General features: G+C 38.2%; 3 protein-coding genes and 1 pseudogene. 3 read left to right on the forward strand and 1 reads right to left on the reverse strand.

The genetic code is table 11. The annotated features are described in order from the left end of the window. From QUA03_RS14440 to QUA03_RS14450, 3 genes and pseudogenes are all read left to right on the forward strand, one after another. Positions 1-460: pseudogene (locus QUA03_RS14440) on the forward strand (chromosome partitioning protein ParA); the annotation flags it as partial. A gap of 19 nt (positions 461-479) precedes the next feature. Then, positions 480-1,337 (forward strand): sulfotransferase domain-containing protein, encoded by an 858-nt coding sequence (locus QUA03_RS14445; protein WP_333212982.1) that lies wholly within the window; start codon positions 480-482, stop codon positions 1,335-1,337. A gap of 76 nt (positions 1,338-1,413) precedes the next feature. Continuing rightward, positions 1,414-8,958 carry a DUF1796 family putative cysteine peptidase gene (locus tag QUA03_RS14450; protein ID WP_333212983.1) on the forward strand — a complete coding sequence of 2,515 codons (7,545 nt, stop codon included), beginning with the start codon at positions 1,414-1,416 and terminating at the stop codon, positions 8,956-8,958. Between the two features lie 274 nt (positions 8,959-9,232). Here QUA03_RS14450 and QUA03_RS14455 read toward each other — a convergent pair whose 3' ends face one another. Beyond that, positions 9,233-13,108, reverse strand: coding sequence for a tetratricopeptide repeat protein (locus tag QUA03_RS14455; RefSeq protein ID WP_333212984.1), 3,876 nt, complete (start codon positions 13,106-13,108; stop codon positions 9,233-9,235). Between the last annotated feature and the right edge of the window lie 10 nt (positions 13,109-13,118).

Here is a 13,118-nt window from a genome sequence, read left to right on the forward strand (position 1 = left end):
TTATCAGTCTCAACTTGTCCAAGTTCAGGAAGAGTCCCAGCATTATCAGTCTCAACTTGTCCAAGTTCAGGAAGAGTCCCAGCATTATCAGTCTCAACTTGTCCAAGTTCAGGAAGAGTTGGATCGATCGGATTTCCAGCAATATGCCCTTAGCGATACAGGTGTCCAACGGAGCCAGATGCCATATAGCCTTCTAGTATGGGATGCGTGGTATGCTTACCAAAAAGGCGATGTAACCAAGATGCAAAAGTACTTGCAGGAATCCTTGAAGTGTACGCCTTTCTCAAAAACAGAAACACTGATGAACTGGCTAGAGAGTTTTGTCAAATTCTCCTCAGAGAAAGAGCATCAACTCGATACCTACGCACTCACCAATTCAGAAGAGTGGAAGCAATTGATGCGGTGGACAGTTGCAGTTAAGCCAATTCGTAAAACTAAAGCCCTGTCTCACTCATTATAATTTTACCAGATTAACCTAAATGACGACAAATCCAAGTATTATTTGGTTCACGACTCACAAATGCGCTTCGGTGTATGCTACTGAAATTTTGCAGAAACTGGCACATGATTTAGGTATGACTTATGTGAACTATGAAGGAAATTTGTGGGAAGCTGGTCAATCTTTAGGGAAATTAATTTCCAGCAATGACCCTGAAAAAATTAATAATATGTTTAAAACAACTGGTCATATTTACGGACCATTCAGACAATATTACCCCATAAGTGAAATGGAGAAATACAAGGTAATTGTGATGTTGAGAGATCCAAGAGATGTCCTCACGTCACTTTATTTTTCTATCGCATATAGTCATGGCATACCAGAAAGCCAAAAGACAAAGATAGAGGCGGCCATGGAAGACGCAAGAAATAAAAATATAGATGATTTGGTACTAGAACACTCTCCTTGGTTGAGTACAAAGTACAATCAGTATGAAAAATATCTCTTGGCTAAAAAAAATGTATTACTTCTGAAATATGAAGATATGGTTACAGATTTCCCCGTCTGGCTGAGTGAAATGTTCAAACATCTCGCAATTAAGCCTAGTGAACAGCTAAGAAAAGAGCTAATAGATGAGGCTAAATTTGAAGTAAAAGAGGATATTTATTCTCATAAAAGGCAGGTGAAACCGGGAGATCATAGGAGGAAGTTACAGGTGAATACTATTAAGCAATTAAACTTAGAATTGCAAGATATTTTGAAGATACATGGATGGGTAAGCAACCAATTGCAAGAAGAAGATGAGTTATTTCAACTTAATTTAGAGAGGAGTAGAGAGAAATTAGAGAAGTTCAAATTTGGGTTGGAACAAGCCAAACAGCAAATTACCTCAGATTAGTTCAGGAATTTGTCTGGCTATTTAGGAGTAGGACAATCATAAGGGAAAAGTTAGAACAATAAGAAGGATAAAAATTATGGCAACATCTAATCAGGAAAATTCAGATAAATTGAGTCAAGCTAAGGCTAATTTAGAGCTATCGAAGACTCGTTTGCAACAAATAAAAGCGGGAATCAATAGTTATCGAGTAACTCCCAGTGATGAGTTATCTGTTAACAATGAGAAGTTAAATCAAGAAAAATATTCTCATTCAACTAAAGAATTATCAGGAAAGAAAATTCTTTTTTATTACGAGCAGTTAGGGAATACAACAGAAATTTTTGCGGGAACCAGCACGGTAGTAATTGCGCTGACTACTGCTTTAGTCATCAGAGAAAATATTTTAGTTTATGCCACAGGTAATGATGTAAATTATCCAGAAACCTATCAAGGGGTTAATTTCATACCTTTACCCAAGTCAGAAAATTTAGAAACGTTCCTATCTGACTATGATATCGTAGTTTTTGCGACATACTTAAAGATATTTTCTGAATGCCAAAAACCATCTAAACAGATTTGGATTTTACATATACACAATTGGCAACTAGCAACGAATGAAGTTAATCATAGTGATAAATTTGATGGGTTTATATGTCTGTCAGATATTCACCGTCAAGCCATCGCTTCACAAGGTGTGCCGATAAATAAGATTAGGGTTGTGCCTAATTTTACAGATACTAAAGTTTTTACTCCAAAACCAATAGAGCGTAAACCCCATTCTATCATGTTTGCCGGGGCAATCGTAGATCATAAGGGTTTGCATATTCTTTTCGCGGCTTTACCAGAAATACGGAGCAATTTTCCAGATACAGAAGTACATATTTATGGTAGTGCATCTTTGTGGAAAGATAGAACAGATGAATATGAAAAAGAATTGAGAAGTCAGGAATTAAGTGGAGTGTATTTTCATGGTGCGATTTCCAATAGCGAAATGCCACAAATTTACCCCCAACATGGCATCATAGCTGTTCCTTCTGAGGAAGAAAGTTTTGGTATGGTCGCAGTAGAGGCTGAAGCCTGTGGCTGTATTCCTGTAGTCCACAATGCCGGAGGTGTCGCTGCTACTTTAGTTGAGGGTGAAACTGGGTTTTTGTATTGGCCAAATACGCCGGAAGAGTTAGCTAAAACAATAATTAGAGTGTTTAAAATTATTGATCGCGATGGCTCAATTCGTGAACGTGCCATCAATTTTGTTAGAGACAAGCTTGAAAAAACTGTTGTTTTAACTAGATACATAGATGTGCTTAAAGAAATGATTAGCAAACAATATATCGAATACCAGTTTAACCAGTTTGAATTGTTTCCAAAAAAAGAAACTCCCTTGACTAATAGTTCAGTTGTTTTAGATTTTGATACCTGCTTTAAGCAGATAAGAAGACCGACAAAAAAAGGATGGATACCACCTAACAATTCAGATTTAATGAGCCAAAAATTGCGAAATCTAGGAATAGAGGTATATGATTATGAAATAAATGTAGATGAATATCGGCAATACTTTCAAGATGCTAGATACTTAGAGAACTTTCCTGATTATTACTCATTTAATCGAAGCGAAAAATCATTAGAACACTATTTGGCTGCTAAACTGCTAAAGCTGAACTGTGAAGATATTTACATAGATGTTGCTAGTGAAACAGGTACTGTACCTAAAATTTATACAAAAATCTTTGGAGCTAAAACATACACACAAGACTTAAAGCATCCTCCAGGATTAAATGGTGATACAATTGGTGGTAATGCTGCTGATATGCCTTTGTCCAATGAATTTGCGACAAAGATGGCATTGCACTGTTCATTTGAGCATTTTGAAGATGATTCAGATATTGGGTTTGTAAAGGAAGCCGCTCGCGTATTAAAGCGAGGCGGTGCAGTTTGTATCCTGCCACTTTACCTGTTTGATGAATATTCAATTCAATCTGATCCTGTAACGGCAATATCAAGTGGTGGAGTAAATTTTGAAAAGGATGCTGTTATTTACTGTGCTGCTGGGTTTAATAACCGTCACTGTCGCTTTTACGATCCCCAGCATTTTTTCGATAGAATATGTCAAAACCTTAATGGTCTTAAACTAAAAATTTACCGGATTAAAAATGCTAAACAAGTTGATGAATCTTGTTACATTCAGTTTGCCGCAGTCTTAGAAAAACCGCTAGATGATAATACATTAGGTCTAGACCAGCACACTGCCAAGATAAGTTCTTCTCTAAATTCATCACAACATAAATCAAGTCCATCTCATCCAGCACAAAAAACTGTAGGAAATCCCAATCAGTTCTCTTCTATGTCCAGTCAACCTCGCATAGATGTTGTATTGCAAGCTACTGGAACACATGGATGGAACTTTTCGCGAGGTTGGGTCAATGTTTTGCAAAGACAAGGTTTACTGAATCGTGTATTTATCCCTGTCGCTGAATGGGGAGCATTAGAACCTACAGATGATGATGGTTTGTATCAATATTTAAGAAACCCGGAAGCAGATATAATGCTCTTGCTTGGATTTGATTGGCATTCTCAAAGTTTGCATAGCACTCGTAAATGGCAAAATCAGTGGCATCAAGCGAGAGTCAAAAAAGTAGTTACAATTCCCGATAGTTACTTGAATGATGCTGTTCAAAATACCTCTAGTTGGCGTGAACAGATGTCTATGGCAATTAAAAGTACAGTACCTTGTGTTGATGCTATTATTTGCCACCATGAGCCTGATGTAAGTTTTTTACGGGAGCAAGAATATATTGCGAAACCGATAATTTTCTCTCCCTTTGCTGTTGATACTCAATATTTTCATAAAAACATTTCTTTTCGAGAGCGGCTCGATCGCGCTTTTTTTCGAGGGCAAGTTACTAACTACCATGAAAACAGCCCATATAAAAATAGAGGCCAGCTAATAGAATATTTGACCTTATGTCAATCAGTTGATGTTCATAAACTAGATATGAGCTGCTTACTACGTCCAGTAGAGGCGGTTCAATCTTATGCTGAAACTTTAAATAAATATAAGATCCTTCTAAGTTTGCCTTCTTTGTCACCAACTTTAGTATCCCGGACCTTTGAAAGTTTAGCTTGTGGTGGTTTGGTACTTCAAAATCAAATAATTGGGGAAAAATCTAATGAATTATTCCGTGACAGGGAGCATTTAGTTTACTATAACCCTGAAAATCCTGATGATTTAATCGAAAAAATAGAATATTTGCTGAAAAATCCAGATTTAGCTGAGGACATAGCTGCTCGCGGCTATCAGTTATGCCAAGAAAAACACACTCTTGAATGCCGAATTCAAGAGTTAGTAGAATGGGCTGATAGTGGTTTTGAAGTAAGCGAAGATACTCCTCAAACCTCCGATGCTACAGGACAGTTAATATTGAAATCACAAGGTTTACATAAAACTACAAATAGGCACCGACAGAGGAGTAACAACTCATTGTTAGTGGCTGTAGATGGAATATTTTTTCAGCTTAACAATACAGGTATAGCTAGAGTTTGGAAATCGCTATTAGAAGAATGGGTCACAGACGGTTTCGCCAAGGATATTCTAGTTCTAGATCGAGCCGGAACAGCACCTAAAATTTCTGGTGTCAGGTATCATCTAATACCTGAGTACAACTACGATGACACCGATAGAGATAGACAAATGCTTCAGCAAGTGTGTGATGAAGAAGGAGTAGATGTATTCACCTCTACATACTACACAACTCCCCTGTCAACTCCCTCTGTTTTTATGGGTTATGACATGATTCCGGAACTGATGGAGCAGAACCCAGATTACCCCATGTGGCGAGAAAAACACCGGGGAATTAGACACGCTTCTGCCTATGTAACTATATCAGAAAATACTAAGCGCGATCTGGCTGGTTGCTTTCCAAATATATTAGTAGATTCAATAACTGTAGCCCATTGTGGTATTGATAGTAATTTTAGTCCTGCCACTCAAGAAGAAATTATGGGATTTACATCAAAATATGAGATTCGTAAACCTTATTTTCTAGTTGTGGGAGAGAGAGTAGGTTGGCAAAAGTACAAAAATACAACTATCTTTTTTGAAGCTTTCCACAATCTGCCTAATTGGCAAGGTTTTGAGATTGTTTGTATTGGTAGTTATCTTCAACTGGAAGATGAAATTAAAGTTCATGTCAAAGATAGTAGAGTTCATTTACTCAAACTCAGTGATGCCGAATTAAAAGTTGCTTATTCTGGGGCTGTGGCTTTAGTGTATCCTTCTCTTTACGAAGGTTTTGGGATGCCTGTAGCGGAGGCAATGGCTTGTGGTTGTCCAGTTATTACTTGCCCATACGCTTCTATACCTGAAGTCGGTGGAAATGCGGTTTTGTATGTGAGTGGTAGAGATGTTAATGAACTGGTAGAAGCAATGATTAAGGTTCAGAAACACGAAGTGCGGGAGTCTTTAATTAGGCTGGGATTAGAACAATGTAAGCAGTTTTCTTGGTCAAAAATGGCAGAAATAGTCAAGTTTGTTTTGATTAAAACTGCGGGGCGAAAGGAGTCTCTGCAAATTGAAAATACAGTTAGTGCACCTACCTACCCATATAAAGTATCAGCCATAGTCTCTACCTATAATTCAGAAAAGTTTATTAGAGGTCGCTTAGAAAATTTAGTAAATCAGACTTTATACACCCAAAGTCAACTAGAAATTATCGTGATTGACAGCAATTCTGAACAAAATGAGCGTTCAATCGTTAAAGAGTTTCAGAATAAATACCCCCATATCTTTTATGAACGCACCCCAGAGCGAGAAACTATTTATGCTGCTTGGAATCGTGGCATTAAGAGGTGTCAGGGAGAATATGTGATTAATGCTAATGCAGACGATCGCTTTGCGAGCAATGCAATAGAAATTATGGCAAATAAATTAGATGACCATCGCCATCTAAGTGCTATTTATGGTGATTGGCTGATAACAGCACAGGACAATGATTCTTTTGATTCAAATTCCGATAAATTTAACTTTTATTATCCAGAATTTATCCCCCCCTTACTTTTATATTACCAAATTACTACCCATGCAGCTTTAATCAAAAAAAGCGTGTTCGATCAGATAGGTTACTATAAAGACGATATGAAAGTTTTTGGTGATCGAGAATTTATGTTACGCTTTTCTGCTAATGGTTTGATGGCGAAAAAAATACCTGATATTGTGGGATTGTACTATGAAAATCCTAAGAGTATAAGCATGGGAGAAGTTGGATATGCTGCTTTAGGAAATGAATATGAACCTTTACGGCAGGAATATTTGCAACCAAAAATCTTGAGTAAGTTGTTTGGCTACAATTATATTCTTGACAACTCTAATTTAGCCCAATTATATGCTGTGCTTGGTTCTTTTGGTAAGGAATTTTTTGTTTGGAATGGCCAACCTGTTAGCGATATAACTTTTGCGGAACAGGTTTTGTGTAAGGTATTAGAACTAGATCCAACAAATTCTTTAGCACTAAACAATTTAGGAATAATTAGAGCCACTCAAGGCAATTACCAGCAAGCAACAGAAATGTTGGATTTAGCTTTACAACATAGCAATAGCGATAGACAAAATATCCAAGCTAATATTGCTGCTGTAAAAAATCAATGTACTACTTTTGGTGATTATTTTTGGCTAAAGCCCTCAATGCCAACGTTTATACGGACAAATCAGCGTGCCAACTACTCGAAAGTAGAGGAACCTTTAGTTAGTGTTATTATTCCCACTAAAGACCGTCCAGAAATGCTTGCCCAAGCTATCCAAAGTGTTCTTAATCAAACCTTTACCGATTTAGAAATCATCGTAGTTAATGATGGTGGTGTTGATGTACAATCACTCATATCACGCCTTAATACTAAGAGTAACATTGTCTATAAAAAACACGATTGCCCTCTTGAGCGCTCCTCCGCTCGTAACACAGGCATCCGCGCCGCCAGCGGTAAATACATAGCCTACTTAGACGACGACGATATCTACTACCCCAATCACATCGAAACCCTAGTCAAATTCCTAGAAAATGGCGAATATAAAATCGCCTACACCGATGCTGTCATGGCGCAACAGGAAAAACAAAATGGTGAATATGCGACAGTTCACCGTAGTGTGCCCTACTCCCTAGACTTTGATAATGAAAAAATCTTAGTGAGTAACTGCACTCCTAACTTATGTCTAATGCACGAAAAATCCTGCTTAGATGAAGTGGGCTTATTTGATGAAACCCTATCCACTCATGAAGATTGGGATTTAATAATTCGACTCTCCCGCAAGTTTAACATAGCCCATATAAAGGAAACTACTTGCGAGTTTACCCAAAGAAATGATGGCACTAACACCAGTAGCCATAACCGAGCCGATTTTACCCGCACTAGGGAGATTATTTTTAACAGATATCGCCAGTATGCTGAAGCTAACTCCGCTATTTTAGACGCTCAAAAAGAGGTTTTTATCGCAGAAGCAAAAGAGTTAGCCCACCAAGTACAGCAGATACAATCTCAAGTGATACAAAAAGAGTCTCAATTACAGGAAACTCAAGCGGAAAAATCTCAGTTAGCAGCGCAAGGGGAAACTTGGCAACGTACAACTCAGGAGGTACAAGCTAAATTAGATGCGACTCAATCGGAAAAGGACTGGGTAAAATCTCAGTTGGATAGTTGGAAACAAACGGCAGAAGAAATGCAGATAGAATTGGACCGATCGCGTTTAAAACTGAAACAAGCCCAGTCACAATTAGTAGCGCTAAATTATGAATCTGATTTGGAAAAAAACAGCAACTCTACAATTAAAGATTGTTATAATGTTGGGGGTGTTTTTCCTGAAATCCCTAGCCATAAAATCACTAAATTAGCTAATACTGACGAGCTCATGCTAATACCAATAGGCGCTTGGTGCCGCACGGCATATCAAGTTCGTGAATTTAATACTAAGAATAATACCACGTCAGAGTCATTTCCCTTCGACTGGACAATAACGAGTTTTGCTGCACTTCAAAGAATTCTTTCACCTGAATTTAATCCCGCCCAAATTCTTGATTTAAATAATCTCTACATTAATAAATTCGGAAGTTTGTCGGACAGCTATTCAGATTTGATATTCCACCATGATTTGTCTCCTGCATTGGTGAGCAAATACCACTCAGAGGATAGAGAAAATTTCATAGAGATCTCACCTCAGTTGATTGATAGTGGGGCAATTGATCAGGCCAAGGGACGATTTCTCCACACTTTCAGCAAGCTTAAAGATTATTGTAAAAGTGGCCATCAAAAAATTGGATTTATTAGATGGTGTAGGAGTGGACATCCAGATCACGAATTGCCTAGTGTTTTTACCGATGAAAACATATTTTCACTCTACCAGCTACTTCAGTCTTTTTGTGGTCACAACAAATTTTATGTGTTAACAATTATGACAAAGTATGTTGACAATCTGCCTTCTGAAGGCTCAGTATTGGAGTATCACAAATATTCAAACGTCGGTGCATCTATTCTTTTGGCGGAGAGACCAGGATACAATGGTGACAGATCAAACAATTTCGCAGGTGATTGCCGAAGTTGGACAGAAGCTCTGACTGGATTTAGACTTGACTTTGAAATAGATCACATTCCTCGCTACTAAAGGAATGGGTGAAATCTCAGTTGAATAGTGGGAAATAAACGGCAGAAGAAATGCAGATAGAAGTGGATAGATCCTGCTTAAAACTAAAACAATCCCAATCACACTTAGATCTATCAACCGTTCGTTAAAGTAAATCCTAACAGGAAGTGCAATTGGCTTTACCGTCTATCCCATAATTTTAGCGGGCTGGGAATGGGAAGGGAAAAGCTAAGGCATGATCTTCAGCTCGCAATACAGGATAAACCTCGCGTATAGACATATGGCAAAGCTAAATTTAATCCTGGGTTAGTTTACCAATAATTTCCAATGCTTCAATATAGATTCCACGCCAATCACAATCGAAGTTGCTATGATGATTAAAACCTGTATCTTTGGCATTACCGATTAGATACTCGTCCTTGATTAGCGCTGGTTCAAGAGCATTTTCCCTGTTATTAAACCAATACCTTTTCTGCCCCATAGCCTGCTTATGACTAAATATCACTCCTGGTTTATTGGCGATCCATGTTACATGAGTCAGACCCGTGCCTTCAGGTTGTATGTACATATCTACCCCATGGGCCCAAACAGCTTTTTCAAAGTTGGAGTTCCCAATCGCGCTATAAGTAGCAATCTCAGGAGCAATCAAATCAATAATTTTTAGTCTTATTTCATTTTCCTGTTGAATCATCGACTGGTCTCTCGGGTCTGGTTGGCGATGATCCATGCAGCCCCAGCCATCAAAGACAATTCCTATTTGTGGATAATCTTGGTAAAGTTTATTAATGATATTAGCAAAACCTTTAATTTGAGATACCCAGACACGACGATGGCTTCTGATCGTTATCCAAATTAGGGGGAAACACTTTTTAGCCTGTTCTACTTCTTGTAACAACACACCTTCATTAGCACATTTAGCCAAAGAATAATTAACAATTCTCTTAGCTAATGCTTCCGTGATAAATGTGTCAGTAACTCTCATCGCAAATAAATTATTTTCTAGAATTGTTTCTAATAAGCTATTAGCATGAGGAATAGCTACTACTTTATCCTCAGACACCTCCTCAAACAGAGCGGGAATATTGTAATAGTCGTAGGGTAAAGTCAAAAAAGTATCAATTTTTGCTAAACACCCATTAACTGCTAGATACTGTATCCCTGTAACTTCATTCCACATATAATGAGAAATGTTTGATATATGGCCATAAACTACAGCAGTTGGTTTGGGTTCCGGTGTTGATATATAAGATTTGACTTTGACCCACTGACTCACCAGCGATGCTTTTAGCTTATTAATAATATGTTCTCCTACCCAAACATCTTTATAGAACCAAATCACTAAATCCTTACTAGGAAAATAAAGGCATAACTTAATTCCCATCCAATGACCAATTATCAAATAAAATACTTCTTGACTGACAAAGCGATAGATGAAATTATTAAAATCACCGTTATGTATATGAAATGATTGATTGGATCGAACTATTTTACCAGTAATAGGACACAGGGTGTAAATATAGCCAGTCTGTGCCATTGATTGATAAGCATTCAAAGTTCTGGTCAGATATTTTCTGGATAATTTAATCTTTTGACCATCAGCAAAACTATTAATATATAATTCTTCTAATGATATGTCATCTTTCGACAGAGCTTCTAAGTTAGCCAATGAGAAACCTGCCCCCTCTAGCCAATTCTTATCATTATCTGTTAAATTATTAAACAGGAGAACTTTGTATTGGCTGCTTTGGTTAAAATAAGCTTCGGCAAGTTCGGCTTTGATTTCAGTTGGGTAAGAGTGGTTTTCCTGTGTCAAAGGGCCTAACTGATTTAATCCTCGCCATATACTATCATAAACTTCCGTTTCGCTAGGATGTTTCTGGGGAGCCTGACGGAAGAACGTTACAGCCGCATCTGTGAGACCTTGTTGTGATAAAATAATACCTAGGTTGTAGTAATTTTTAGCACTTTCTGGTTTTTTTTGGAAGACTTGATGGTAACAATTTATTACCTGTTCTTTTAACCCTTGCTGGACTAAAATTACTGCCAAATTAGCGTAGACTTCTGGTTTGTCGGGCTGGCTTTGTAAAGTCTGTTGATATTGGGTTAAAGCTTCTGAACATTGACCGCACTGGGCGTGAAGCATTCCTAATTTAAAGGAGATGTCAGCATTTGATGATGACTCTAGTGCTTTTTGGTAGGCTGTTATAGCTAATTCTAGCTTTCCTTGTTTTTCTAACAATTCGCCAGCCCTGCGGAAGGTCGCGATCGCATCTTCTTCTTCGCCAATTCTAGTTAATGCTAATCCTAACAAATAAGCATCATCCCCTGAGTCTGGTGCAAGTTCCACAGCCCGACGCAAGGCAGTGATCGCTTCCTCTAATTGCTCCAACTTTACCAACAATTCCCCTAGCTGTTGATGCTTTTCTGCATCTTCTGGCTTTAATTCACAAGCCCGCCGATAAGCCTTAACCGCACTATCCCCATCACCTTTTTTTTCTAACACCTTCCCCAGACTAAACCAATAATCGCTATTCTCTGGCTCAATTTCCAGTAACTTTTGATAGGATTCAGTCTTTTCCGGGTTTAAGTCGATCGCTCGTCGATATGCTAAAGCTGCTTGTTCTAAATCTAACTTAGCTTGTTGTTGTAGCATTTCTGCTAAACTCAAGTAAATTTCCTCAACATCAGGATTTAGTTTGGTAGCCTGACGATAGGCGGCGATCGCCTTTTCCAAGTCCCCCAATTTCTCCCAACACTGTCCTAAAGCAGAATAACTACCAAAATGCTCATGCAAAGTCAAGGCTTGATTCAACGCCACCGCAGCTTCATTCCACTTTTTTAACCGTGACAAAGCTTCCCCTAAATAATGGTGAGACCAACAAAAATCAGGATTAAGTTCGATCGCCCGTCTTAAATTAACGACAGCCTCATCCCAACGCCCCAACTGACATAAAGCCTGACCCAAATGATAATAAGACCAAGATAAATCCGGTTTCAGTTCGATCGCGCGTTGAAACTCCCCTACTGCTTCCTCTAGCCGACCCAATTTAACCAAAGTCTCACCCAAATAATGATGGGCCCATATCAAATCAGGGTAAAGAGCGATCGCCCGCCCAAACTCACTCACCGCCCCCTCTAACTGACCATCTTTAGCCAATGCCAATCCTAAATGGTAGTAAGGCCAAGGAGATGACCGATTAGACTCAACAGCCTTTTGGAAAAAGGCGATCGCTTCTTGGATTTGCCCTGATTCTAACAATTCGTCGCCTTGAGCTAAGTAATCAGTTATGGATATAGACTTGTCTGGATCATTAATATCATCTCCAATTGGCTCAGTTGTTACAGGTAGTTCAAGTTCAAAATATTCAGACCTGACATGAGCCAGAGAATTATTACAATCTTTTAATTTCGTCCAATTCAACTTATAACCTTGAATGAAATATTGATAAAGGCTATTTATATCAGTATCTTTAGTACCATCAAACAAATTAGGATGTGTTTCCTGCACCCTATTGATAGTCAAAGTCACTGTTTTACTCACTTCAAAGCAAGCAATATACTTTTTGCATTCCCCTTTATGGATGGAAAAATAGTGGGCCAATTCCCCTTCAAAATAATTGGGATTACTGATATTATTTGAGAGTTTGACGAAATCTAAAACATCTTTTTTTCGGTAAACAGAGGCACTAACTTCCCAAGGATAAGACCAGTAACCTTGGGGTGCCTCTGTCCAATCACATAGCCAATATTCTCCTCGATCGAGCAACTGGGGACATGGCTGAATATTTTTACCATTTCTGAGACTAAAACCGAAGATTTCTGAATCTTCATCAAGAGACTTGGCACAAATTTCAGGATTGAAGAATGATTTAAATAAAACGTCATCACATCCCCACAGGATAAAGTCACTGACTTGATTAATAGTTGCTATTAAGTCAGAATAAAAGTCCTTTTCTGCAATCCAGTTCACCCCTGAATATTTATCGATTAAATCTTGATAAGAAATATCCGTTGCTTTGTGCAAAACATAGATTGAGTTTTCGTGAATACCTGAATAATAGAGCAGGCTTTCCAAGTAAGCCTGAAGTTGTAGGGGTCGATCTTTGGAAAAGACTATAACCGATATGCGAGCTGAGAGGGTGTCACCATCACGCAATTCTTTGGGAAACATAATAAAACTC

It is taken from the genome of Microcoleus sp. S36b_A4 (genome assembly GCF_036700645.1).
GTDB lineage: Bacteria > Cyanobacteriota > Cyanobacteriia > Cyanobacteriales > Microcoleaceae > Microcoleus.